The sequence below is a fragment of the Micromonospora sp. NPDC005174 genome (genome assembly GCF_040608495.1).
Taxonomy (GTDB): Bacteria; Actinomycetota; Actinomycetes; order Mycobacteriales; family Micromonosporaceae; genus Micromonospora.
This window is the reverse complement of the sequence record NZ_JBEXIJ010000006.1, coordinates 86,670-111,157: the sequence shown is the minus strand read 5'-3', so window position 1 is coordinate 111,157 and position 24,488 is coordinate 86,670. Positions and strand designations below refer to the sequence as shown.

General features: G+C 73.7%; 22 protein-coding genes. 10 read left to right on the top strand and 12 right to left on the bottom strand.

What is annotated here, in order from left to right; all coding sequences use genetic code 11:
• Positions 1-111 precede the first annotated feature (111 nt).
• From ABZU91_RS09675 to ABZU91_RS09635, 9 genes are all read right to left on the bottom strand, one after another.
• Positions 112-507, bottom strand: a complete 396-nt coding sequence (locus ABZU91_RS09675; protein WP_355236609.1) for a DUF3040 domain-containing protein — start codon at positions 505-507, stop codon at positions 112-114.
• A gap of 116 nt (positions 508-623) precedes the next feature.
• Entirely contained in the window at positions 624-1,883 is a 1,260-nt protein-coding gene (locus tag ABZU91_RS09670; RefSeq protein WP_355236607.1) for a DNA polymerase IV, read from the bottom strand.
• A 62-nt stretch (positions 1,884-1,945) separates the two neighbouring features.
• Entirely contained in the window at positions 1,946-3,160 is a 1,215-nt protein-coding gene (locus ABZU91_RS09665) for a nucleotide pyrophosphatase/phosphodiesterase family protein (protein WP_355236605.1), read from the bottom strand.
• On the bottom strand, positions 3,157-3,927 hold the full coding sequence (locus ABZU91_RS09660; protein WP_355236990.1) for a methyltransferase domain-containing protein: 771 nt from the start codon (positions 3,925-3,927) through the stop codon (positions 3,157-3,159). Before ABZU91_RS09660 ends, ABZU91_RS09665 begins: the two co-directional genes overlap by 4 nt.
• Positions 3,924-4,103 carry a hypothetical protein gene (locus tag ABZU91_RS09655; protein WP_355236602.1) on the bottom strand — a complete coding sequence of 60 codons (180 nt, stop codon included), beginning with the start codon at positions 4,101-4,103 and terminating at the stop codon, positions 3,924-3,926. The genes ABZU91_RS09660 and ABZU91_RS09655 overlap by 4 nt, the downstream gene beginning before the upstream one ends.
• A 94-nt stretch (positions 4,104-4,197) precedes the next feature.
• Positions 4,198-7,581: an error-prone DNA polymerase gene (locus tag ABZU91_RS09650; protein ID WP_355236599.1), complete on the bottom strand. Its 3,384-nt coding sequence runs from the start codon at positions 7,579-7,581 to the stop codon at positions 4,198-4,200.
• Between the two features lie 177 nt (positions 7,582-7,758).
• A complete protein-coding gene (locus tag ABZU91_RS09645) occupies positions 7,759-9,321 on the bottom strand; it encodes a DNA polymerase Y family protein (RefSeq protein WP_355236596.1) in 1,563 nt (520 codons plus the stop codon).
• Positions 9,318-10,043 (bottom strand): hypothetical protein, encoded by a 726-nt coding sequence (locus ABZU91_RS09640; protein ID WP_355236593.1) that lies wholly within the window; start codon positions 10,041-10,043, stop codon positions 9,318-9,320. Before ABZU91_RS09640 ends, ABZU91_RS09645 begins: the two co-directional genes overlap by 4 nt.
• A 100-nt stretch (positions 10,044-10,143) precedes the next feature.
• On the bottom strand, positions 10,144-10,593 hold the full coding sequence (locus ABZU91_RS09635; RefSeq protein WP_234589090.1) for an SAV_6107 family HEPN domain-containing protein: 450 nt from the start codon (positions 10,591-10,593) through the stop codon (positions 10,144-10,146).
• 453 nt (positions 10,594-11,046) lie between these two features.
• Here ABZU91_RS09635 and ABZU91_RS09630 point away from each other — a divergent pair, with 453 nt between their 5' ends.
• Genes ABZU91_RS09630 through crtI form a run of 5 tightly spaced genes read left to right on the top strand, consistent with a single transcriptional unit; the run spans position 11,047 to position 15,827 of the window.
• Positions 11,047-11,814, top strand: coding sequence for a monooxygenase (locus ABZU91_RS09630; RefSeq protein ID WP_355236589.1), 768 nt, complete (start codon positions 11,047-11,049; stop codon positions 11,812-11,814).
• Positions 11,811-12,362 carry a GNAT family N-acetyltransferase gene (locus ABZU91_RS09625; protein WP_355236586.1) on the top strand — a complete coding sequence of 184 codons (552 nt, stop codon included), beginning with the start codon at positions 11,811-11,813 and terminating at the stop codon, positions 12,360-12,362. The genes ABZU91_RS09630 and ABZU91_RS09625 overlap by 4 nt, the downstream gene beginning before the upstream one ends.
• A complete protein-coding gene (locus ABZU91_RS09620) occupies positions 12,359-13,207 on the top strand; it encodes a carotenoid biosynthesis protein (RefSeq protein ID WP_355236583.1) in 849 nt (282 codons plus the stop codon). The genes ABZU91_RS09625 and ABZU91_RS09620 overlap by 4 nt, the downstream gene beginning before the upstream one ends.
• Positions 13,204-14,328, top strand: coding sequence for a glycosyltransferase (locus tag ABZU91_RS09615; protein WP_355236580.1), 1,125 nt, complete (start codon positions 13,204-13,206; stop codon positions 14,326-14,328). The genes ABZU91_RS09620 and ABZU91_RS09615 overlap by 4 nt, the downstream gene beginning before the upstream one ends.
• A gap of 11 nt (positions 14,329-14,339) precedes the next feature.
• The gene (gene crtI / locus ABZU91_RS09610) at positions 14,340-15,827 is read left to right on the top strand and encodes a phytoene desaturase family protein (protein ID WP_355236577.1); all 1,488 of its coding nucleotides are present in this window, start codon (positions 14,340-14,342) and stop codon (positions 15,825-15,827) included.
• A 22-nt stretch (positions 15,828-15,849) separates the two neighbouring features.
• On the opposite strand, the gene ABZU91_RS09605 is transcribed toward crtI, so the two are convergent.
• Together ABZU91_RS09605 and metF are read right to left on the bottom strand one after the other, a co-directional pair.
• Positions 15,850-16,563 carry a CDP-alcohol phosphatidyltransferase family protein gene (locus ABZU91_RS09605; protein WP_355236574.1) on the bottom strand — a complete coding sequence of 238 codons (714 nt, stop codon included), beginning with the start codon at positions 16,561-16,563 and terminating at the stop codon, positions 15,850-15,852.
• 21 nt (positions 16,564-16,584) lie between these two features.
• On the bottom strand, positions 16,585-17,502 hold the full coding sequence (metF, locus tag ABZU91_RS09600) for a methylenetetrahydrofolate reductase [NAD(P)H] (protein WP_355236571.1): 918 nt from the start codon (positions 17,500-17,502) through the stop codon (positions 16,585-16,587).
• 803 nt (positions 17,503-18,305) lie between these two features.
• Between metF and ABZU91_RS09595 the strand changes: the two genes are divergently transcribed.
• The 3 genes from ABZU91_RS09595 to ABZU91_RS09585 all read left to right on the top strand — a co-directional run bounded on the left by ABZU91_RS09595 (position 18,306) and on the right by ABZU91_RS09585 (position 20,784).
• Positions 18,306-19,082 (top strand): GntR family transcriptional regulator, encoded by a 777-nt coding sequence (locus ABZU91_RS09595; protein WP_355236568.1) that lies wholly within the window; start codon positions 18,306-18,308, stop codon positions 19,080-19,082.
• Between the two features lie 232 nt (positions 19,083-19,314).
• A complete protein-coding gene (locus ABZU91_RS09590; RefSeq protein ID WP_355236565.1) occupies positions 19,315-19,692 on the top strand; it encodes a helix-turn-helix domain-containing protein in 378 nt (125 codons plus the stop codon).
• Between the two features lie 9 nt (positions 19,693-19,701).
• Positions 19,702-20,784, top strand: coding sequence for a polyprenyl synthetase family protein (locus ABZU91_RS09585; RefSeq protein WP_355236562.1), 1,083 nt, complete (start codon positions 19,702-19,704; stop codon positions 20,782-20,784).
• 186 nt (positions 20,785-20,970) lie between these two features.
• Here ABZU91_RS09585 and ABZU91_RS09580 read toward each other — a convergent pair whose 3' ends face one another.
• Positions 20,971-21,345: an Rv2175c family DNA-binding protein gene (locus ABZU91_RS09580; RefSeq protein WP_355236987.1), complete on the bottom strand. Its 375-nt coding sequence runs from the start codon at positions 21,343-21,345 to the stop codon at positions 20,971-20,973.
• A 202-nt stretch (positions 21,346-21,547) separates the two neighbouring features.
• Here ABZU91_RS09580 and pknB point away from each other — a divergent pair, with 202 nt between their 5' ends.
• Positions 21,548-23,536, top strand: a complete 1,989-nt coding sequence (pknB, locus tag ABZU91_RS09575; protein ID WP_355236559.1) for a Stk1 family PASTA domain-containing Ser/Thr kinase — start codon at positions 21,548-21,550, stop codon at positions 23,534-23,536.
• On the top strand, positions 23,536-24,402 hold the full coding sequence (locus ABZU91_RS09570) for a deoxyribonuclease IV (protein ID WP_355236556.1): 867 nt from the start codon (positions 23,536-23,538) through the stop codon (positions 24,400-24,402). The genes pknB and ABZU91_RS09570 overlap by 1 nt, the downstream gene beginning before the upstream one ends.
• Positions 24,403-24,488 lie beyond the last annotated feature (86 nt).

Sequence of the window (24,488 nt, the reverse complement as noted above, 5' to 3'; positions counted from 1 at the left end):
GAGCGGGGGGCGTGGGGGTGGTTGGGCGCGCGGATACGTCGGTGGTCGCCGGGGCTCTTCCCGGCGACCCGCTCGTCGCGGTGTACGGCCCGCCTCAGCGGCGGGACGGGCTCAGCGGTGCCCCTCCGGGCGCTGCCGCCACCGGTCTTCCATCCGGTCCAGAATCGACCGGCGGCGACCGGGACGGCCACCGCGGGAACGACGACTCGTCGTGCCACCCACCACGTGCAGGTCGGGTGACTGCGCCCGCCGGTGCGACTGCACCGCGAACGCGGCTGACGCCAGCATGACGACGAAGCCCGCCACCGCCAGCGGTGGAGTCTTGATCACCGCGCCGTAGACCAGTAGAGCCAAGCCAGCGATGATCACGCCGGCAGCGACGAGCAGGCGACGCCGCGCGTGGAAGCGCGGATCGCTGGCGCGCACGGCCGAGGCGAATTTGGGGTCCTCGGCAAGCGACCGCTCGATCTGCTCGAACAGCCGCTGCTCGTGCTCCGAGAGCGGCACGGCACTCCTCCCCGGTCACGTTGGTCGGGCCCACTCGGGCCGACAGACCGTGGCAGCCAACCGGCTGCTTACCCGCAAGTCTACGAGGGGGGTCGCGCGTCGGAAAGCGGGACGACCTACGGGTGGGGTGGATTTTCCTTTCGATGGGCGTCACGGTCGCCTAACAGACTGGCCGGACCTATGACGGACCGCCCGAATCGGGCAGCAGCGGCGTCCGCGGCAGCTTCCGCCTCCCGCCATCCGCGCTCGGGCGCGCCGAGGGTGAGCTGTCGGGGCGCGCCCTGCGCCGGGGTGAGCCCCTCCACCCGGACACCGACGAGGCGGATCCGCTCACCCGGGTCCAGCGCGGTGTAGAGCGCCCAGACCGTGTCGAACATCTCGCGCGCCGTGTCGGTGGGTACGCCGAGGGTGCGCGAGCGGTTGACGGTGCGGAAGTCGGCCAGCCGCACCTTCAGGGTGACGGTACGACCGACCTGGCCCGCGCCGCGCAGTCGGACGCCGACCTTGGCACTGAGCGCGAGCAGGGCGCGGCGGATCTCCACCGGGTCGGCCACGTCGGCGTCGAAGGTGACCTCGGCGCCGATCGACTTCTCGACGTGTTCGGGGCTGACCCGGCGCGGGTCGCGCCCGGACGCCAGCTCGTGCAGGTGTGTCGCGGACGCCGCGCCCACCGCCTTGCGCAGCATGCTGACCGGGGCCTCGGCGAGATCCCCGACGGTGGCCAGTCCGAGCCGGCGCAGCGTCTCGGCGGCCCGCTCCCCCACCCCCCACAGCGCGTCCACCGGAAGCGGGTGCAGGAAGTCGAGGACCTGCCCGGCGGGTACGACCAGCAGCCCGTCAGGCTTGGCCCGGGTGGAGCCGAGCTTGGCCACGAACTTGCTCGGCGCCACCCCGACGGAACACGTCAGCCGCTGCTCGTCGGCGACCCGCTGGCGGATCAGCCGGGCGATGGTGGCCGGCGAACCGAACAGCTTCCGCGCGCCGGTCACGTCGAGGAACGCCTCGTCGAGGGAGAGCGGCTCGACCAGCGGGGTGACGTCCCGGAAGATCTGCATGACGGCCCGGGACGCGGCCGAGTACGCGGCAAAGTTCGGCGGGAGGTAGACGGCGTGTGGGCAGAGGGCCCGGGCCCGGGAGGTCGGCATGGCGCTGCGTACGCCGTAGCGGCGGGCCTCGTAGCTGGCCGAGCTGACCACCCCGCGCGGGCCGACGCCGCCCACCACGACCGCGCGGCCGCGTAGCTCGGGTCGGGCGCGCACCTCCACCGAGGCGAAGAAGGCGTCCATGTCGACGTGCAGGATTCCGCTGGCGGAGTCGTCGGCGTCCGGCCCGAAGCGCGGATCGTCGCCCCGGGGCAACGATTGGCTGCGACCCATCCCGGCAGGTTAACCCGGGGGTACGACAGCACCACCGGCCGAGGGGCCGGACCGCGCGCCGGTCAGCCCCGCACGACCAGCAGCGGCACGGTCAGCTCGGCGGCGGTGTCCGCGCCGTGGTACGCCACCAGCTTCGACGCCATCGGCCGCTCGGTGCGGCTGGCCATGACGGCGTACGTGTCGTTGCACGTCACCACCACGTCGCCGATCCGGCCCAGGTGTTCCTCGGGCACCGGCCCGAACCAGCCGGTGTCCACCATCTCGCCACGGGTACGCACCCGGGCGGCGTCACCGAGCACCGCCGACCAGGCCGCCACCACGTCGTCGACCGCGCCCGGCCGGGCGTGCAGGTAGCGCACCCGGGCCTCGCCGGCCACCACCTGGACCCCGTCGCGCAGCCGTGGATCGGTGTCCAGGTCGAAGCGGTGCGCCACGGGGATGTCGAGTTGCCCGTGGTCGGCGGTCACCAGCAGCGCCGCGTCCGACGGCAGCCCGTCGACCAACCGGGCGAGGAGCATGTCCACCTCGGCGGCGGCGCTTCGCCACGGACCCGAGTCGACCCCGCTGAGGTGCCCGTGCCGGTCGAGGTCGGCGTGGTAACCGGAGACCAGGGTCGGCCCGTCGCCGGCGGACAGCGCGGCCAACATGGTGGCGGCCACCTCGTCGGCCCCGGCGGCGCCCCGGAAGTCACCGCCCCGGTTGGCGGCCAGGGTCAACCCGCTGCCGCCGAACTCCGGCCGGCTCACCACTGTCGTCGTCACACCGGCGGCGCGGGCCCGTTGGAGCTGGGTGGGCACCGGTTGCCAGCGCAGCGGTGGCGGGTCGGCGGCCCAGTCGGTGTGGGTGAGGACCCGGTCGGTGCCGGGCACGCGCACGGTGAAGCCGAGCACTCCGTGCGCGCCGGGGGCGACGCCGGTGCCCAGCGTCACGAGGCTCGTCGGTGTGGTGGACGGAAACCCGGCGATGATCGGCCGACCCACCGTCGCGGCCAACCCGGCGAGGGTCGGCGCGTACGGGGCGGCGGTCGGCACCTGGTACCAGCCGAGCCCGTCGACGAGCAGGACGGCGATCCGGCGTACCCCGGCCAGGGCGGACGCCAGCCCGAGCGGGTCGGGCGAGTCGGGCACGCCGAGCACGGCGAGCGCGCTGGGCAGCACGTCGGCGAGCCGTCCGCCGGCCTGGTCCGGTGCGAGGATCGTCAGCGGCGGGGCGACGTCGACCGCCGGGCCACCCCCACCCGGCGGATGCCCGTCGGCGGGCGGAACCGGCCCGGTCATGCCGGTCGGCGGGCGAACAGGTGCAGTTGGGCGGCCAGGTCCCGGTAGGGGGGTTGGGCGGCCAGGGCCAGTTCCAGCTCGACCAGGGCTGCGGGCTGTCCGTCGGACACCGCGGCGGGCAGCAGGTCGGCCAGCACGCGTACACCGTGGATGTCCTCGACCTCCAGCCCGGCGGCGGTGAGCAGCGCGCCGGCCGTGGCGGCGTCGTAGCGGCGGCGCAGGGTGTCGCGCGGCCCGGCGCTGCCGGCCGGGTCAGCGGCCAGCGTGGCCGCGACGTCCAGGTGCCCGTTCATGGCGCGGCCCAGCACGGCGGCGGCCCGACCCGCCACCAGGACACTCGCCGCGCCGCCCGGGCGCAGTGCGGTGGCCAGCGCGGCGACCACCGGCGTCGGGTCGTCGACGACCTCCAGGACGGCGTGGCAGAGGACCAGATCGACGCCGGCCGGCTCGACCAGCCCCGCGAGAGCGTCGCCGTCGCCCTGCACGGCGACGATCCGGTCGGCGACGCCGGCCTCGGCGGCCCGGCGGGTGAGCGCGGCCAGCGCGTCGGGGCTCGCGTCGACGACGGTGACGCGGTGCCCGGCCCGGGCCAGCGGGACGGCGAAACCGCCGGTGCCGCCGCCGACGTCCAGCACGGTCAGCTCGGCGGCGCCGCGCCGGTCCAGCTCGGCGCGCAGCACCGACCAGATCACGGCGGTCCGGGGGGTCAGCGGCGGCGCGGCGAACCGGCCTCGGGTCTGCTCCACCCGGTCGAGCCTAGTGGTCAGGACTCGGTGCCCTCGACCGCGTCCTCAGCCCGGGATCGACGCTCGTTGGCCACCGGACCGTTCGTCACCTCGTACTCGCGGGGGTCGGTGAGGTGCGACGGCATCCAGCCGGTACCCAGCCGGGTCCGTCGGGCGTTGGCGATCCCACCGCCGGTGTACGCGTGGTTTCCCATCACTTGTCAGTCCCCCTCACGGATCACGGGCCGCTCTGCCCGCTCAGGACGAGTCTCCCGCTCCCGGGCGCCAGAAACCGTAATGTGAATCACTGGATCAGCGGAAGTCACGGGAGGCGGGGCGGACCGGCGGCTCGATCGCGTCCAGCCGGTCGGCGACCAGGTTGGTCACCCCCTCGTGCCGTTGCAGTCGCCCCCGGACCACCAGCGCGGCGCTCGTCCGGGCCACCCGCCGGTAGCGCTGCCACAGCCCCGGTGAGCAGGTGACATTCAGCATCCCGGTCTCGTCCTCCAGGTTGAGGAAGGTCACCCCGCCGGCCGTCGCCGGACGCTGCCGGTGCGTGACGATGCCGCCGACCCTGATCCGCTGGCCCGGTTCCACCCGCCCGAGTCGGGCGATCGGCACCGCGCCGAGCACGTCGAGCTGTCCCCGGATGAACCGGGCCGGATGGCTCTCCGGCGACAACCCGGTGGCCCACACGTCGGCGACCAACCGATCCACGGCCTCCATGCCGGGCAGCACGGGCGCCGCCGCGCCGGTCACCGTGCCGGGCAGCCGGCCCGGTCGGTCCTGGGCCGCCGCGCCGGCGGCCCACAGCGCCTCCCTCCGGGTCAACCCGAAACAGGCGAAGGCGTCCGCGGTGGCCAGCGCCTCCAGCTGCGCCGCGGTGAGGCCGACCCGCCGGGCCAGATCCGGCATGTCGCGGTACGCCCCGCCGGCCGTCCGCTCGGCCTCGATCCGCTCGGCCACGTCAGATCCGAGGGTACGTACGCTGGACAGCCCCAGCCGGACGGCCGGACCGCCCAACCCCCAGGCGTGCGGCGGCTCCCCCGGTTCGCTGCCCCATCGGGTGTCCGGGGTGGACTCCAGCACCGCCAGGGCTCCGCTGGCGTTGATGTCCGGGCGGCGGACCTCCACCCCGTGCCGGCGGGCGTCGTCGACGAGGGTCTGCGGTGAGTAGAAGCCCATCGGCTGGGCGTTGAGCAGCGCCGCCAGGAACGGCGCCGGGTGGTAGCGCTTGAGCCACGAACTGGCGTACACCAGGTAGGCGAAGCTCATCGCGTGGCTCTCCGGAAAGCCGTAGCTGGCGAACGCGGTGAGCTTGCGGTAGACGTCGTCGGCCAACTCGCCGGTGATGCCCCGCTCGGCCATCCCGGCGTAGAGCCGGTCGGCGATGCGGGTCATCCGCTCGATCGACCGTTTGGCGCCCATCGCCCGGCGCAGCTGGTCGGCCTCGGCCGCGTCGAAACCGGCCAGGTCGATGGCGAGCTGCATCAACTGCTCCTGGAACAGCGGCACGCCCAGGGTCTTCTCCAGCGCGTTGCGCATCAACGGGTGCGCGAAGGTCACCGGTTCCTGGCCGTTCTTACGCCGGATGAAGGGGTGCACCGAACCGCCCTGGATCGGGCCGGGACGGATCAATGCCACCTCGACCACCAGGTCGTAGAACTCGCGGGGCTTGAGCCGGGGCAGGGTGGCCATCTGGGCGCGGCTCTCCACCTGGAACACCCCGACCGAGTCCGCCCGGCAGAGCATGTCGTAGACCTCCGGGTCGTCAAGCGTCATGTCGCCGAGGTCCAGACTCATGCCGATCATGTCGTAGCCGTAGTGCAGCGCGGAGAGCATGCCGAGGCCGAGCAGGTCGAACTTCACCAGGCCCACGGCGGCGCAGTCGTCCTTGTCCCACTGCAGGACGCTGCGTCCGGGCATCCGCCCCCACTCCACCGGGCAGACCTCGATCACCGGCCGGTCGCAGATCACCATCCCCCCGGAGTGGATGCCCAGGTGCCGGGGGAACGTCTGCAGCTCGTTGGCGTACTCCACCACCTGCTCCGGGATGCCCTCGACGTCGACCGTGGCGACCGAACCCCACCTGTCGATCTGTTTGCTCCACGCGTCCTGCTGACCGGGTGAGAAGCCGAACGCCTTGGCCACGTCCCGCACCGCCGACCGGGGCCGGTAGGAGATGACGTTGGCGACCTGCGCGGCGTGCTCCCGGCCGTACCGGGTGTAGACGTGCTGGATCACCTCCTCCCGCCGGTCGGACTCGATGTCCACGTCGATGTCCGGAGGGCCGTCCCGCTCCGGAGCGAGGAACCGCTCGAAGAGCAGCCGGTGCCGGACGGCGTCCACGTTGGTGATCCGCAGCGCGTAGCAGACCGCCGAGTTGGCCGCCGATCCCCGACCCTGGCAGTAGATGTCCTGCTCGCGGCAGAACGTGACGATGTCGTAGACCACCAGGAAATAGCCGGGGAAGCCCAGCTCCTCGATCATGTTGAGCTCGTGCTCGAGTTGCGCGTACGCCGTCGGGTGCGCCTGCGGCGGCCCGTAGCGCTCCCGCGCCCCGTCGGCGGTCAGCTTGCGCAGCCAGCTCATCTCGGTGTGCCCCGGCGGCACCGGGTACGCCGGTAGCTGCGGCGCGACCAGTTGCAGGTCGAAGGCCAGCTCGGCGCCGAACTCGGCAGCCCGCGCCACCGCACCCGGGTACGCGGCGAACCGGGCCGCCATCTCCGCGCCGCTGCGCAGGTGGGCGGTGGCCGCGGCGGGCAGCCAGCCGTCGATCTCGTCCAGGCTGCGCCGGGCTCGTACCGCGGCGACAGTGGTCGCCAGCCGACGCCGGCCGGGGCTGGCGTAGTGCACGTTGTTGCTGGCCACCGTCGGTAGCCCAGCGGCGGCGGCCAGCTCGGCGAGCGCGTCGTTGCGGTCGGCGTCGACGGGATGCCCGTGATCGGTCAGCTCCACGGCCACCGTCTCCGCGCCGAAGAGCGCGGTCAGCCGGTCCAGCTCGCGGGCCGCCGCGTCCACTCCCTCGGTGAGCAGCGCACCCGGCACGTGCCCCTTGCGGCAGCCGGTCAGCACCAGCACGTGGTCACGCAGCTCGGCGGCGACCTCCTCCAGGTCCCCGTAGACCGGGCGGCCCTTCTCCCCGCCGCGTAGCTGGGCGCGGGCGATGGTGGTGGCCAGCCGGGCGTACCCCTCGTGGCCGTGCGCCAGCACCAGCAGGTGCGCGCCGTGCGGGTCGGGTTCGCCGTTCTGCGGGCCGGGCAGTCCGAGGGACAGCTCCGCGCCGAAGATGGTCGGCAGACCCAACGTACGGGCCGCCTCGGCGAAGCGGACCACCCCGTAGAAGCCGTCGTGGTCGGTGACGGCGAGCGCGGTGAGCCCCAGCCGGGCCGCCTCCTCGGCCAGCTCCTCCGGGTGGCTGGCACCGTCGAGGAAGCTGAAGTTGGTGTGCGCGTGCAGCTCCGCGTAGGGCACCACGCCGTCGGGGCGGGCCAGCTCCGGCGGCTGGTACCGCTCGCGGTGGCGGCTCCAGGCCGGGGAGTCACCGCCGTCGGCGTCCACAGCGAGCGGGTCCACCACGTGCAGGTGCCGCTCGCCTCTGCTCCCTCGACTGCCACCTGCCCGGGTGTCGCCGGCCCGGCCGGAGAGCACGCGTTCCAGCTCCGACCAGGGCATCTTCGGGTTGTGGAAGCTCATCCAACCGCTCCGGCCGCGCTGACCGAGCACGACAGCGACCGCACCGCCGGCGGCGATGAGTGCGATGAGCGTGATGACTCACAGGCATCAAGATGCCTGTGAGTCATCACGCTCATCGGGACATCCGCTCCCCCACCGACGCCGGTCCCACCGACGCCGGTCATGGACCGGCCCGGCTCAGTCATAGATCGCCTCCACCAGCCACTGCCCGGCCTCCACGGCGAGCAGCAGAGCGGCACCGTCGGCGAGGCTGACCTGGAACCGGGCTCGGCGGCGGGCCTCGGTCGGCGCCCACCAGCGCTCGTCCACCGGCCATGGCCCGGCCCAACCCACGATCTCCGCCGGCTGGCCGATACCGACCACCAGCCGCGCCGGGGCGGCGCTCACCGCCAACCGCGCGCTGATCACCACCGGCTCGCCGTCGGCGTCGTGCACGGTCGCGGCGAGTGGGCTGGGCAGCACCACGGCCGGCGCGGGCGGCGGCAGCCGACCCGGCCACGGCGGAACGTCGGGGCGGCCGGGGAGCCGCTCGTCGCCCCACGGCACGAGTCGCACCTGGTCGGCCGGGGAACGTCCACCACCGAGTACCGCCGTGACCACCGCTTCCGGACCGAGGATGCCCTGTACCCGGCTCAATGCCCGGTGCGCCCGTTCCCGTTCCTCGCCGGTCTCCCCCCAGAGACCGGTCTGCAGGCCACCCTGTGCGATCACCCCGTCCGGGATCAGCCGCAGTCGGATGATGCCGGCCGTCGGGCGGGCCGGTCGGGCACCGGCGCGGCCGTTGCTGCCGGAGAGCCAGCCGTCGAGCTGCCAGCGCACCCGGTCGGCGATGGCGGCGGCGGTGAGCAGACCGTCGTGCCGCCACACCCGGTGCAGTTCCTGCCCGTGCTCGGTGACCGCCTCGATGCCGAGCCGGGTGCAGGCCAGCCCGTGCCCGGCGAGCCGGTCGTGCAACTGCTCGGCCAGGGCCCGGGCGGCGAACGCCGCCGCGTCGACCCGGTCGATCGGCTCGTCGTACCCGGAGGTCACCGTCAGGTCCGCCGGCGGCTGCCGGACGGCGAGCGGCCGGTGGTCCCGGCCGGCGGCGAGGCGGTGGGCCAGCGCGCCGTCGAACCCGAATCGGGCCAGCACGTCGCCGGCCGGTAGCGCGGCGAACTGACCGAGGGTCCGCACCCCCAGCCGGCGCAGCAGGTCAGCCAGCGCGGACCGACCGAGCGCCTCGACCGGCATCCCGGCCAGGAACGCCGGCGTCCCGTCCGGCGGCACCACCTGGCCGGCTCGGGCGGCCAGCCCCGCGGCGAACACCCCGTCGGCGATGCCCACCTGGCTCTCCACCAGACACGACTGGGCGACGTGCTCGATGAGTCGTTCGGCGGCCGCCTCCTCGCCGCCGAGATAGCGACTCGGGCCCCGGGCGGCAACCGCACAGGCCCCCGGACGGACCACCTCGACGCCGGCGACCAGTTCCTCCAGCGCGGCGACCACCGGCTCGAACGCCCGGGCGTCCCGGGCCGGGTCGTACTCCACGACGGTGAGCTGCGGGCAACGGCCCTGCGCCTCCCGCTTGCGCAACCCTCGGCGTACGCCGTCGGCGCGGGCCCGCTCGGAGCAGGCGATCACCCGGTTGGCGTGCAGCACGGCGACCGGACCGGTGGCCGGAACCCCGTCGACGATCTCGGCGGCGAGCACCGGCCAGTCCGGGCACCACAGCAGCAGGGTCCGGGTCGGCGAGCCGGTCACCCCGACCCGACCAGGGCGAGCGGTACGGACGGTCGGTCCACGCTCGACCGCACCGTCCGGGGGATGACGCGGGTGAGCTCGGCGCCGGGAAGCCAGACCTTGATCTCCTTGGGACGAGCGGCTGCTCCACGCCCGCGCGCCGACACGGTGACCTCCCGGCGACGCAGCCGCCCCCGGCCCTGGCCGAGCCCTTCCCAGACCCCGCGGACCACCTGCAACGTCACGTCCGCGCCGTCCCAGCGGCCGTACGGAACGAGCACGCTGCCGCGCTGCCGGGCCCGGGCGGCCAGCCGGGTGGCGACCGAGGCGGAGACCGCGGCCGGTACGGCGGTGACCACGACGTCCACCCCGTCGATCAGCGCGGCGACCACGGTGGCCCACTCGGGACCCGGATTCGGCACCAGGGCCAGCCGGTCCAGGGAGATGCCCAGCTCGGCTGCCGCGCCCGCGCCGAACGTCGGCACTCCGACCACCGCACACCACGAACCGGCCCGGGACGCCTCGGCCAGCAGGGCGAGCACCAGCGAGGTGCCCCCACTGCGTCGGGGCTGACCGGTGGCGACCGCGATCGTGCTGCCCCGGCGTAGGCCCCGGTTGGGCAACAGGCCGGTCAGTTCGGGCGCTACCGGCAGCACGCGGTGCCCGCCGACCGGATCGGGTGCGCTCGCCGGGCGTACCAGATCGGCCAGCGCGGCGGAACCGACCACCATGCGGCCCGCCATGGGACCAACCCCCCGTCGTTGCTGTGGAACAGATCAGGACCGACGCACCGTGACGCCAGCCGCCCGGCTTCCCTTCCAGGCGGCCGGCGTCACGGCTGTCTCACGCCGCGAGGCCGTCCAGGGCCGGTTGGTGGGCCACGCCGAGCGCGGTCTCCACCACCGTGACGAACTGTTCGGCGGCGCGGAGCAGATCGTCGGCCTCCCGGGCGCTGACCACCCGGGGAATGCCGGCCTCGGCGGCGGCGCGCTTGCTGGCCCCGGCGGCGAAGAAACGGGCCCACTCGTCGAGCTCGGGGGCGACGGCGCAGAGCAGGACCCAGACGCTGGTGATCCGGTTGCGCCGGCTCGGGGCGGGGCGGGCCCGGGCGGCGAGCAGGGCGGCCGCCGCGCGCAGCGCCGCCAGGTGGGCGGCCGCGTAACGCAGGCCGTCGGGTCGGGTCTGGCCGGCCTCGACCAGCCCGCGGCGGGCCAGGGTGAGGAGCTGGGCAGGGGTGCGGTGCGGCAGCACGTGCGCCGGCACCGTCGGTGCCTGAGCCGGGTTGGTCGGCATGGACTGTCTCCTCCACATGGCCGGGGCGTGAGCCGGGGCGGTGGTGCCGCCGGCGAGACGCCGAGGTCGGGTGGTGCGGAGGAAGACGCACCGGGGGTGGCCGGCCGGGTGTGGATGCTTCCCCACACCACACCCGGCCGGCGTACCGGCGGGTTCGTCGCCCGCCGCCCGGGGGTCGTGGGCGGCGGGCGACGCTCCTGCCTGATGGGACCGGGCTCGCGACTGCCCGGAAACCCAGGTGCGGCCCGCGGAGCCGCACCGGGCCGGAGCTGGTGCCGCGAAACACCGCGCTCCGGCTGGTTGGAACGAACGTTCGAGGCAATCGAACACTCGTTCTAACTGCTGCTGACAGTACACCTCCCCTCCGACGAAAATGCAACGTGTGACGCGCCAGGACTCGCTGTGACGTGTGCCGGGGTGAAGCGGCACACGCGGACCGGGAAGAATGACGGGATGCAGCCACACCCGAACGTGCGGGCGGCACAGGACGCCGTACCGGAGCTGGTCACCCTGCACGTGTGGCGGACCGCCCGGAGCGCGCTGCCCCGGGCGCTGACCCGGATGGCGGTGGACCCGCGCCGGCTGCGCGCCCTGCCGGGCGTACGGTTCGGCAAGCTGCTGGGCACCGGGACCGGCACCGGCTTCGGGCCGGGGGACGCCGACCTGACCCGATGGGCGGCGCTGACCGTCTGGGACTCCCCCGCCGCGGCGGCCGGCTTCGACGACTCGCCGGTCGGGCGTGCCTGGGCACGGATCGCCCACGCCCAGGCCCGGGTCGACCTGCGCCCGCTGAGCAGCCGGGGCGAGTGGTCCGGTCAGCGACCGTTCGGCGAACCGCCGGGCGGTCGGGTGACCGGTCCGGTGCTGGCGTTGACCCGCGCCCGGTTACGGGCCCGCCGGGCGGCCACCTTCTGGCGGGCGATCCCGCCGGTGGCCGCCGCCCTGCGCGACGCGCCCGGGTTGCTGGCCCGCTTCGGCGTCGGTGAGGCCCCGCTGGGATGGCAGGGCACGGTCAGTGTGTGGCGCGACCCGACGGACCTGGTGGCGTTCGCGTACCGTCACCCGGAGCATCGGGCGGCGATCATGCGAACCCCCACCGCGGGCTGGTACGCCGAGGAGCTGTTCGCCCGGTTCGAGGTACGCGACGTGGTCGGCGACCGGACGGTCCTCGGGTGGGTCGCCGACGGCGACCAGGCGACAGTGAAGGGTGGACGGGCATGAGGTTGGTGCGCTGGACGCCGGACGATCTCGTCCGACGGCTGGACGACGTGGTCGCCGTCTACGGCGAGGCGATGGGATACCGCACCGACCTGCTGGAGGCCCGGCGCGGCTACATCGCCACCCACGTCCGCCGACCCGGTTTCCGGGCCGTGGCCAGCCTGACCAGTGAGGGTCACCTCGCCGGCTTCGGGTACGGCTATCTGGGCAGCTCCGGCCAGTGGTGGCACGACCAGGTGCACCGGGCGCTGGACGGCCCGACCCGCAAGCGCTGGCTCACCCACTGCTTCGAGGTGGTGGAGCTGCACGTACGCCCGCCGGCGCAGGGGCACGGCCTGGGCGCCGGCCAGTTGCGGGCGCTGCTCACGATGGCCGAGGGCGACACCACGCTGCTGTCCACGCCGGAGGCCGAGGAGCAGACCTCGCGGGCCTGGCGACTGTACCGGCGCTTCGGTTTCGTCGACGTGCTGCGCGACTTCCACTTCCCCGGCGACGAGCGGCCCTTCGGCGTACTCGGTCGGGATCTGCCGCTCGAGCCCCCGGCGTCATGACCCGGCGGATCTCCTGGACGCTGCTCGGCGTCCTGGTGTTCGCCCAGATCTGCTACCCGCTGACCACCGGCGCGACCCGGGCCGGCCTCACCGTGGCCACCGTCGTGCTCGGCTGGCTGCTCTCGGTCGGCCACGCGCTGCTCAGCCGGGGCCCTCGGGTGGCGGCGGCACTGGTCGCGGTGGCCACCGGCGGTGGGTTCGCGATCGAGGCGATCGGGGTGGCCACCGGTGTGCCGTTCGGCAGCTACGACTACTCGGGCGAGCTGGGCCCCAAGCTGGCCGGCGTACCGCTGATCATCCCGCTGGCCTGGACCTGGATGGCCTGGCCGGCCTGGCTGGCCGCGGTCCGCCTGACCGGCGGTGGCACGACAGGTGGTGGCACGACGGTCGGGCGGTGGGTGGGCAGGATCGCGCTGGCCGCGCTGGGGCTGGCCGCCTGGGACCTCTTCCTCGACCCGCAGATGGTCGCCGAGGGCTACTGGGTGTGGCGCGACGCCACCCCCGCGCTGCCCGGCCTGACGGGCATCCCGGTCAGCAACTACCTGGGCTGGCTGCTCTTCGCGGTGCTGCTGATGAGCGCGCTGCGACCGCTGGCCGGCCCGGCCGTCGAGCACACCGACCGACGGGACCACCCGATGGTCGCGCTCTACCTGTGGACGTACTTTTCCAGCATCCTGGCCCACGCGGTCTTCCTGGACCTGCCCGCGTCGGCGCTCTGGGGCGCGGCCGGCATGGCGGTCACCGCCGTGCCGCTGACGGTGGCCCTGTTGCGCGCCCGCCGGGCTGGCGAGACCCGCCGCGAGGACCACCAGCCGGACCGTACCGGCGTCGACGCGACCCGATGACCGTCCTGTACGCCCTGCTGGTCTCCGTCGCCGCGTTGACCGCGCACACCTGGGTCAACGCCGCCCGCTGGCTGCGCCGGCCCACCGACGCACCGGACGAGGTCGGCGAGTCGGTGGCCGTCCTGCTGCCGCTGCGCGACGAGGCCACCCGCGTCACGCCCTGCCTGCGTGCCCTGCTCGCCCAGCGGGGTGTGCCCGGGCTGCGCGTCGTGGTCCTGGACGACGGGTCCACCGACGGCACCGCCGACGTGGTCCGCGCGGTGGCCGGCGACGACCCCCGGGTCACCCTGCTCAGCGGGGTGACCCCGCCGCCGGGCTGGCTGGGCAAGCCGCACGCCTGCTGGCAGCTCGCCACCCGGACCGACCCGGACGCCACCGCGCTGGTCTTCGTCGACGCCGACGTGGTGCTCGCCCCGCACGCCGTGGCGGCGGCCGTCACCGAGCTGCGCGCCGCCCGGGTGACGCTGCTGTCGCCGTACCCCCGGATCGTGGTGGCGACGGCGGCCGACCGGCTGGTCCAGCCGTTGTTGCAGTGGCTCTGGCTGACCTTCCTGCCGCTGCGGGCGATGGAGCGCTCGCCGCGGCCGTCACTGGCCGCGGCGGGCGGGCAGTTCCTGGTGGTGGACCGGGCCGGCTACACCGCAGCCGGCGGGCACGCCGCGGTCGCCGACAAGGTCCTGGAGGACGTCGAGCTGGCCCGGGCGGTCAAGCGGGCCGGGGGTCGGATCGCCCTGGCCGACGGCTCCCGGCTGGCGACCTGCCGGATGTACGACGACTGGCCGCAACTGCGCGACGGGTACTCGAAGTCGCTGTGGGCGTCGTTCGGGCACCCGAGCGCGGCGGCGGCCGTGGTGGCGGCGCTGCTGCTGCTCTACACCGCTCCGCCGCTGGTCGCGCTGGGGTTCGCCTGGACAGCTCCCCGGGTGTCGATGGTTGCGCTCATCGCATACCTGCTGGGGGTGGCCGGGCGGGCGCTCACCGCCCGCGCGACCGGGGGTCGGTGGTGGCCCGACGCGCTCGCACACCCCGTGTCGGTCGTGGTCCTCGGTTGGTTGACCCTGCGGTCGTACCATCTGCGGAAGCGACGCCGCCTCACCTGGCGGGGCCGCCCGGTCAGCTAGGGAGGCACGGCATGGCGCGGATCGTGGTCGTCGGCGCCGGGGTGGGTGGCCTCGCCACCGCCGCCCGGCTGGCCGCCACCGGGCACCAGGTGACCGTCTTCGAGGCCGCCGACGCGGTCGGTGGCAAGCTCGGCCGGTACGCGCACGACACCCCCGCCGGGGCGTTCCACTTCGACACCGGGCCGAGCCTGCTCACCCTCCCCGAGGTGTTCCACGACCTGTTCGAGGCGACCGGGGCGAAGCTCGACGAGTACCTGGACCTGGTCCCGCTGGACCCGATCGTCCGGCACGTCTTTCCCGGTGGCGGCCCGACTCTCGACTCGTGCGCCGACCCGGTGGAGTTCGCCGCGCGCATCGGGGCCGCCTTCGGTGACCGGGCGGCGACCGACTGGCAACGGCTGTGGCGCCGGGCCGCACGGGTGTGGGAGGCCTCCTCGCGGGACATCCTGCGCCGTACTGTCGACTCCCCCCGCGACCTCGCGTCGCTGGCCTGGCGGATCGGCGACCTGGCCGCCATCGCTCCGGGCCGCACCCTGCGCGGCCTGGGCCGCGGCCACCTGTCCGACCCGCGGCTGCGGATGCTGCTGGACCGGTACGCCACCTACACCGGCGCCGACCCGCGCCGGGCGCCGGCGGCGCTGGTCGCGGTCCCCTACGCCGAGCTGGCCTTCGGCGGCTGGTACCTGCGCGGCGGGCTGGGCACGCTCGCCGACGCGCTGTTGACGCGCTGCCTGGACCTGGGCGTGGTCGTGCAGACCGACACCAGGGTCACCCGGATCGACGCGACCGGCGGACGGGTGCACGGGGTACGCCTCGCGGGCGTCGCCGCGCCGGTCCCCGCCGACGTGGTGGTGGCCAACACCGACGCCCTCACCGTCTACCGTGACCTGCTGCCGCACCCGCGCCGGCTGGCCGCGCTGACCGACCGCAGCCTCGCCGGTTTCGTGCTGCTGCTCGGCGTGTCCGGCAGCACCGGACTGGCCCACCACAACGTGTTCTTCCCGCGCGACTACGACGCGGAGTTCGACGCCGTCTTCGGCGACCCCGGCCGGGGCGTACGGGCCCGGCCGGCGGTCGACCCGACGGTGTTCGTCACCGTGGCCGACGACCCGATGGTCCGCCCGGCCGGGCACGAGGCGTGGTTCGTGCTGGTCAACGCCGCCCGGCAGGGCACCGCCGGTGGCGCGGTCGACTGGCGACGTCCCGGGTTGGCGGACGCGTACGCCGACCGCATCCTGGACGTGCTGGCCGAACGCGGCGTGGACGTCCGGGACCGGCTGCTGTTCCGCGAGGTCCGTACCCCGGCCGACCTGGACGCCGCGACCGGGGCGCCGGGCGGCACGATCTACGGCACCGCCGGCGGTCTGCTCCGCCCGCCCAACCGGGGTCCGGCGCACGGGCTGTGGCTGGTGGGCGGCTCCAGCCACCCCGGCGGTGGCCTGCCGATGGTGACCCTCTCCGCGCAGATCGTCGCCGACGAGATCGGTCCCGCCTGGTAGTCCGGCGGCTCGGCGGGGTCGCTCAGCCCGCGTCGAGGAGCGCGCGGCGGACGGTGGACAGCAGTTGTCCCAGCCCGAAGCCGGCGAGTAGCACCCACACGGCGGTCGCCATGGTGATGGTGCCGGCGGCCAGGTCCGGCTCGATCAGACCGGCCAGCCCCGCGACCACCAGGCCCGCCAACGCGACCGAGACCCGGGTGGGACGTTCGCCGACGGTCACCGCGCCGATCTCCCGCATCCCGGCCGAGACCGCGCGGGCCCGGACGTACTCGTGCAGCCAGGACAGCGCGCCGGCCGCGACGACGAGCGCGCCCGGCGCGCCGACCAGCCAGAACGCCAGTAGCCACGCCACCTCGCCGAGCCGGTCCGCCAGCGAGTCGTAGACGTACCCGAGCCGGGTGGTGCGGCCGGTGGCGACCGCCACGGCGCCGTCCACGCTGTCGGCCACGGCGGCGAACAGCACGAACAGCGCGCCGAGGAACGGGCCGTCGTCCGGCCTGGTCGCCAGCAGCGGTACGCAGAAGCAGAGCAGCACCCCGGCAGCGGTGACCGGGGTGGGGCCGACCCGCAGCCGGCCCAGCACGTACCCGACGTGGTAGGCGAACCGCAGCCAGGCGCGTACGACCGGCGCGGCGACCCGCGGGTCGAACCCGCCGTGCAGCCGCGCCCACGCCGTGGCGTACTGGTCCCAGTTCAGCTGTGTGCCCACCTGGGGATCAACCGTCGTGCCGGGCATCAGGTGTCGCCGACTCCGCGTTCACACCCGCGCGCCGGCCCTGAGGTTCTGCCAGACCTCCCGGGTGGCGGTGGACCGGTTGAGGGTGATGAAGTGGATTCCCGGTACGCCCTCGTCCAGCAGCCGGCGGCACATCTCGCTGGCCTGCTCGATGCCGAGCCGACGCACCGCCTCCGGGTCGTCGGCCACCTGCTCGAAGCGTGCCGCCAGCGCCGGCGGGAACGGCGCGCCGGAGAGCTGCACGGACCGCTCGATGGTGCCGATCTGGGTCACCGGCATCACCCCGGCCAGGATCGGGGTGGCGCAGCCGGCGGCGGCCACCCGGTCACGCAGGCGCAGGTAGTCGTCGGCCTCGAAGAACATCTGGGTGATCGCGAACTCGGCGCCGGCCCGGCACTTGCGGACGAACTGCGCGGTGTCGCTGGCCACGTCGGGTGAGCGGGGGTGCTTGTACGGGAAGGCCGCCACACCGACGCTGAAGTCACCGGAGTCACGGACCAGCCGGACCAGGTCCTCGGCGTAGTCGACGCCCTCGGGATGCCGGACCCACTCGCCACCCGGGTTGCCGGGCGGGTCGCCGCGTACGGCCAGCACGTTGCGCACCCCCACCCCGGCGAGCCGCCCGATGACGTGCCGCAGCTCCGCCACGGAGTGGTTGACGGCGGTCAGGTGGGCCATCGGCAGCAGGGTGGTGTCGGTGGCGATCCGCTCGGTCACCGCCACGGTGGTGTCCCTGGTCGAACCGCCCGCGCCATAGGTGATCGACACGAACGACGGACGCAGCGACTCCAGCTCGCGGATCGCCTGCCAGAGCAACCGCTCCCCCGCCTCGGTCTTGGGCGGGAAGAACTCGAACGAGAACGTCGGCTGGCGGTCACGGATGAGCGCCCCGATCGCCGGCTGCGGATTGGGGAGTACCGAGGGAAGACCGAGCGCCACGACCCGACTCTAGCGGGCGGCGCCACCGTGACCCAGAAGCTTCCCACCGTGCGCACGAGTCGACCGGTCCCGGCCCTGCGACGCGGCCAGGCCTTCGGCGGGGGACTCCACAAACTCGGGTCGGATGAACAGCGAACGTCTGGCGATGGCGTCACCTCTGCGGTCGAGCTGATAACAGTCGATCCAGCACCAACCGTCGTAGGTAACCCAGTCAAGCCTTCTGATGACCCGAACGGTTATCGGCCTCATGAACTGAACGCTGACCTTCCGACCAAGCCGCAGGACGTCACCGGCCTTCACGGCTGCTTCCTTGCCCGCCAGAGCTTCAGGGTGAGTCCAGCGGCTCTGAGCTTTGGACAGCCATCCTGCCGGCAGCGTGGGCACGTCTTGCGGATGTGTAGATCCACGATGAAGCCGGCCATGATCACGGGAAACGGTGGCTCCGGCCTGATCTCCTCAAGCATCATGGCGGTCGTCTCGCTGGCTGTGCGGCTTCGCGGCTGGCCGTGCGCTGGCGGGATCGTCCTGCTTCTGTGGCGGCGTAGGAGGGGCGCAGGCCACGGGCTGATAGGCCGAGCGTTCGACGACGTCGATCGGCTCGTCAGGACGTTGGAACCATTTCCATCGACGCATGAGCTGCCTCCCGAGACTCCTTGGGTGGCCGACACGCAGTGCCTACCCCTAGATCACTCAGCGTGCCGGCCACACTGTAACCGTAAGCCTGTCTAGGCAGCCTGTCCAGACAGGTAATGTCGTGTCATGGCGAACAAGCGGTCGGGAAGATCCGGAGTACGGTGACGGGCGTGCCTACCCCGCACCCACAGCCGCGGCGCTACCGGCAGGTTGCTGACGAGCTACGCCACCGGATCGAGGCCAGCGTGATCGCTCCCGGCTCCTTGCTGCCCAGTGAGTCGACCTTGATGGCCGAGTTCGCAGTCGCGCGCGGGACCGTTCGTGAAGCGCTGGCGCTACTGCGGGCAGAGGGCTTGGTGATGACAGAGGTTGGACGAGGCACCTATGCCCGTCCGATCATGCCCGTGCGCCGACTCGCCTCCGAGAGGTACCGCAAGGAGCTGGAGCAGGTTCGCAGCGGCGAGCCCGGAACGTCCTTCACTGCTGATCAGCAGGTCGAGTGGTCCGCCTACAGCCTCGACAGGAGCTTCTTGGAGGTGCCGGCTACCGAGCAGATGGCGGAACTGTTCGGGGTGGAGCAAGGGACGATGCTGTTGGAGCGCCATTTCCTGTTCCGTACCCACGGCGTGCCGCAACAGATGTCCGTCTCGTCGCTGCTGCTCGACATGGTCGCCGGCACCCCGGTAGCCGACCCGAAGAACGAGCCCTGGCCGGGTGGCAACACCTCACAGCTCTACAGCCTCGGGCACACCATTACCGGCATCCGAGAACGGCCGCGGTGGAGGATGCCGACGCCCGATGAGGTTGAGGCTCTGCAAATCCCTGGTGGCGTTCACGTCGTGGTGATCATTCGACAGACGTACGTCGGTGAGCGCGTGGTCGAGGTGGCGCACATCGTCAGGCGCGCCGATCTGGTGGAGTTGGATTACTGGATCGACCTCACCTAAGCCGACTCTTCCCGTGATTCGAGGCGTCCTCTGAGCGGGGCGCGGGAACGACAACGCCGCGTACCCGATGGGCTCCGGCGGCGGAAGTCGTCGTACCCCCGGGGTAGGAATGGGGGGCGCGGGAGGGGCGGCGGGGGCGGCCCGGCTCCGGCGTGGGGGTCACGCAACCGAGGTGCGCCCGGCCCGTCGCGCGGGCGGGGTGGCACCGCGTCGACGTCCGCCGGGAGGGCCCGTGATCTCGTCTTCACCGCCGCACCGCACCCAGCTCGGGCCGCTGCTCGTGCGGCATCGGCGGGCCCGAGGGTGGAGCCAGCAGCGTGCCGCCGCCGAGTTGTGCGCCGCCGCAGGTGTGCCGACGTTGAGCCGTCACGAGGTGTCCCGGTGGGAACGGCAGCGACGCGTACCAGGCAGTTTCTGGCTCGGCTGGCTCGCCGTCGTGCTGGACGTACCGGCGGCGGTCCTCGCCGAGGCGGCCGTGCACGCCCGGCGGACCGGTCCGCCCGCGGCCGGCGGATCGGGCCGACACGGCGCGGCCGGTGCGCGGACAGGCCCGGGCCGGGCCGGCGGGACTACGCGTGGCGGTGGGGCGCGGACCGTGGCGACCCGCTAGCGTCGTGGCGTGACCCACGCTGCTCCTGTGTCCCCCGTCGACCGCGCCGGCCTGCGGCAGCGGGTCGACGAGGCGCTCACCGAGTTCCTGGCCGGCCAGCGGGCCCGGTTGATCCGAGTCGACCAGGCCCTCGTCCCGGTGGCGGAGGCGATCGAGGCGTTCGTGCTCGGTGGCGGCAAGCGCCTGCGCCCGGCCTTCGCCTACTGGGGATTCCGGGGTGCCGGCGGGGTGGACGGCGACGAGGTTCTCACCGCTCTCGCGGCACTGGAGTTCGTGCAGGCCAGCGCCCTGATCCACGACGACCTGATGGACCGTTCCGACACGCGGCGCGGCGAGCCGGCGGTGCACCGGCGGTTCGCCACCCGGCACCGGGCGGCCGGTTGGGGCGGCGACCCGGACGGGTTCGGCGACTCGGCCGCGATCCTGCTCGGGGATCTGTGCCTGGTGTGGTCCGACGAGCTGCTGCACTCCGCCGGCCTGGACCTGCGGGCCGTGGCCCGGGCCCGGCCGGTCTTCGACGAGATGCGCACCGAGGTCACCGTCGGGCAGTACCTCGACGTGCTGACCCAGGTCACCGGGGACACGTCGGTGGAACGGGCCAGCAAGGTCGCCCGGTACAAGTCGGCGAAGTACACCGTCGAGCGCCCGCTGCTGCTCGGCGCCGCGCTGGCCGACGCCGGCGAGGACGTCCGGACGACCTACTCGGCGTACGGGTTGCCGCTGGGCGAGGCGTTCCAGCTCCGCGACGACGTGCTCGGGGTCTTCGGCGACCCGGCGCAGACCGGCAAGCCCGCCGGGGACGACCTGCGCGAGGGCAAGCGCACCTATCTGGTGGCGGCGGCCGTGGAGGCCACCGACGACGCGGGCCGGGAGCTGCTGCTCGGTCAGCTCGGCAACCCGGACCTGGACGAGCAGGGCGTGGCCCGCCTGCGCGAGCTGATCCACGCGAGCGGCGCCCTGACCCGCACCGAACAGCGCATCGTGACGCTCACCGACACCGCCCTGGCCGCCCTGTCCGCCGTCGACCTGGACACCGAAGCCCGCCAGGCCCTGGTAGACCTGGCCATAGCCGCAACCCGCCGAGCCGACTAACCCCCCGCCCCCGCCCCCTCTCCCCCTGCCCCCACCCCCTTCACTGCGTTGATCATGAAGTTATTGCCGCGACACGCCGCGGCAGCGGGCAATAACTTCATGATCAACGGGGCCAGGACGAGGCCAGGACGAGGCCGGGACGAGGCCAGGACGCACGGGCGCGCCGGTGCGGGGGCCGGGTGGGGGCTAGAAGCCCAGGGCCTGGGCTCGGCGTTTGACCTCGCGGGCCTGGTCGCCGGAGAGGGCCGCGGCGGGCGTGTTGCCGGGAAGCGTGTCGTCCCGCTCGTAGAGCCAGCGCAGCGCCGCCTCGTCGTCGTAGCCGTTGTCGGCCAGCAGGTTGAGCACGCCGGGCAGGTGCTTCAGAACTGTCGCGTTGGCCACCAGGTCGGCGGGGATCCGGCGGATGCCGTCGCGGCGGACCGCCAGCAGCTCCCGGTCGCGGATCATCTGGTGGACCTTGCTGATCGACACGTCGAGCCGCTCGGCGACGTCGGGCAGGGCGAGCCAGTCGGCCGGGTCGGTGGGGCCGGCGAGCTCGGGGTCGGGTACGGATTCGGTCACCCGATCACCCTGCCACGCCGCCGTCGGCGCGGACCACCGGCACCCCGCACCACCGGTCCGCGTCCGCAGGGTGGGCACCGCCGGTGAGCAGCGGCTCAGGGCCGCCGCCGGGGTGGCGGTCACGACGGGACGGACCGGGTACGTCCCCGGGCTGTAGCATCCTGTTCAACTCCCACCCTCTGGACACATAGACTGCCTGCCGATGGACACACAGGTCGCCGACACGTTGCTGGGCTCGCTGATCGACGGGCGCTACCGCATTCGCGGTCGCGTGGCCCGTGGCGGCATGGCGACCGTGTACACCGCCACCGACGAACGCCTCGAGCGCACCGTCGCAGTCAAGATCATTCACCCGACCCAGGCGCCCGAGGCGCGGGCCCGGGTCGCCAACTTCGTGGCCCGGTTCACCGACGAGGCGAAGACCATCGCCCGGCTGACCCACCCGAACGTCGTCGCGGTCTACGACCAGGGCACCCACGCCGGCCTGCCGTACCTGGTGATGGAGTACGTCCGCGGCCGCACGCTGCGCGACGTGCTGGCCGAGCGACGCCGACTCAACCCGGACGAGGCGCTGGCCATCGCCGAGCAGATGCTCGCCGCGATCGCCGCCGCGCACCGGGCCGGCCTCGTGCACCGCGACGTCAAACCCGAGAACGTCCTGGTCGCCGAGGCGCCCACCGGCGGCGTCGCCAACCTCGTGGACAGCGTCGTCAAGGTGGCCGATTTCGGGCTCGCCCGCGCGGTCGAGGCCAGCGCCGACGACGAGCAGGGCAACCAACTGATGGCCACCGTGGCGTACGTCGCCCCGGAGCTGGTCACCGAGGGTCGGGCCGATCCGCGTACCGACGTCTACTCCGCCGGCATCGTCCTGTTCGAGATGCTCACCGGTCGGGTGCCGTACGACGGGGACCGTCCGGTGGACGTCGCCTGGCAGCACGTCGACCGGGACGTGCCGGCGCCCTCGACCCTGGTGCCCGGCCTGCCGCCGGCGCTCGACACCGTGGTGCAGCGCGCCACGCGGCGTGACCCGTCCGCCCGGCCCGCCGACGCCGGCGCGCTGCTGGCCGAGGTTCAGGTCGCGCGGGACCAGTTGGGCAGCGTCAACAGCACCAGCACCGCCGTACTGCGCCGGGTGACCGACGAGCCGCCGGTCTCCCAGCCGACGATGATGGTCGCCGCGATCCGCCCGGCGGAGCGGCCCACCTGGGCGCGACTGCCCGAGGGCGGCAGCCAGGGCCCGGGCCGTCGGCGAGCAGCACCGGAGCCCGCCGAGGGCCTGGGTGCGCGGTTCGCCGAGCTGCGCAACACGGTGCTGAGCAACTCGCAGGGTCGTCTGGCTGTCGCGGTCGTGGTGGTGGCGCTGGGCCTGGTGGCCGCGCTGGGCGGCTGGTGGTTCGGCGTCGGCCGCTACACCTCCGCCCCGCAGCTGGTCAGCCTGAGCAAGACCGACGCGCAGGCCCAGGCCGACCGCGCCGGCCTGACCCTGGCGTACGGGGAGCCGCGTTTCGACGAGAAGGCGCCGAAGGACAGCGTGCTGGGGCAGAGCCCGGCGTCGTCCAGCAAGATCGTCAAGGGCGGCACGATCACCCTGACCCTCTCGCTGGGCCCGGAGCGCTTCCCGGTGCCGGACGTGATCGGCAAGGAGTACGAGCTGGCCGAGGCGGATCTGGTCAACGCGCAACTGGTGGTCGCCAAGGGCGCCACCCGCTATGACGACACCCTGCCGGCCGGCGTCGTCCTGGACAGCTCCCCGAAGGTGGGCGCCGAGGTCAAGCCGGGCACGAAGATCACGCTCATCCTGAGCCGTGGCCGGGCACCGGTGACGGTGCCGAACCTGGTGGGCAAGAGCCTGACCGAGGCGCGCACCAAACTGGGCCAGCTCGGCCTGACGCCGGTGGAGAGTTTCAAGGACTCCGACAAGCCCAAGGACGAGATCCTCGGGCAGAGCCCGGCCGACGGCGCGGGCGTGGAGAAGGGCACCGAGGTCAAGCTGGAGATCAGCAAGGGCCCGCCGCTGGTCGTGGTGCCCCGGGTTGTCGACCTGCCCTGCCAGCAGGCCAAGCAGGTGCTGGAGAGTCAGGGTTTCCCGGTGACGGTCGCCGTCAACCCGAACGCGGTGGTTCGCATCCAGGCCCCCGGCGAGAACTCGCAGGTGCCTCCGGGCACCCCGGTCGTCATCACGTGCTTCTGATGCCGGCGATCTCCACGCGGCCGGTGGGCGCGCACACCCCGACCTCGGGCGGGCTGGCCAAGGCTGCCCTGCCCTACGTCGACGCCACCGGTGCCGCAGCCGTGCAGGTCTACGTCTCCAACTCGCGGGGCTGGGCGCTGCCGCCCGGCGACCCGGCGCAGGACGCGCTGTTCCGCGAGGGCTGCGCCGAGCGGGGCATCCCGGCGTTCATCCACGCCTCGCTGCTGGTCAACCTCGGCTCACCCACTCCGGCCACCGTCGAGCGATCGGCGCTGACGCTGGCGCACGCGCTGCGCCGGGGTGCGACGATCGGCGCGCAGGCGGTGGTGTTCCACGCCGGCAGTTCGGTCGACGAGGGGTACGCCGAGGAGGCGATGCGGCAGGTCCGCCGGGAGCTGCTGCCCCTGCTCGACCGGGCCGCCGAGGCCGGCGGGCCGATGCTGCTGGTCGAACCGAGCGCCGGTGGCGGCCGTTCCCTCGCCTCCCGGGTGGAGCACCTGGGGCCCTACCTCGACGCGGTGGACCGGCATCCGATGCTCGGGGTCTGCTTCGACACCTGCCACGCCTGGGCGGCCGGCCACGACCTGGCCGCCGAGGGCGGGATGACCGCGACCCTGGACACGCTGGTGGCCACCGTGGGGCCGGACCGGCTGCGGCTGGTGCACGCCAACGATTCCAAGGATCTGTGCGGTTCCACCCGGGACCGGCACGAGAACATCGGCAAGGGCACCATCGGCGAGCCGGCCTTCGCCGAGCTGATGGCCCACCCGGCCACCGCCGGCGTCCCCGTGGTCGTGGAGACCCCGAGCGACAAGCAACTGGGCCACCGGGCCGACATAGAAACCCTGACCCGCCTCAACCCCTAACCCGTACCCCCACCCCCACCCACCCGCTCGCGGCGGTGATCAAGAGCTTTGCGTCAAGATCCGGTCTTCGGATGACGCAAAGCTCT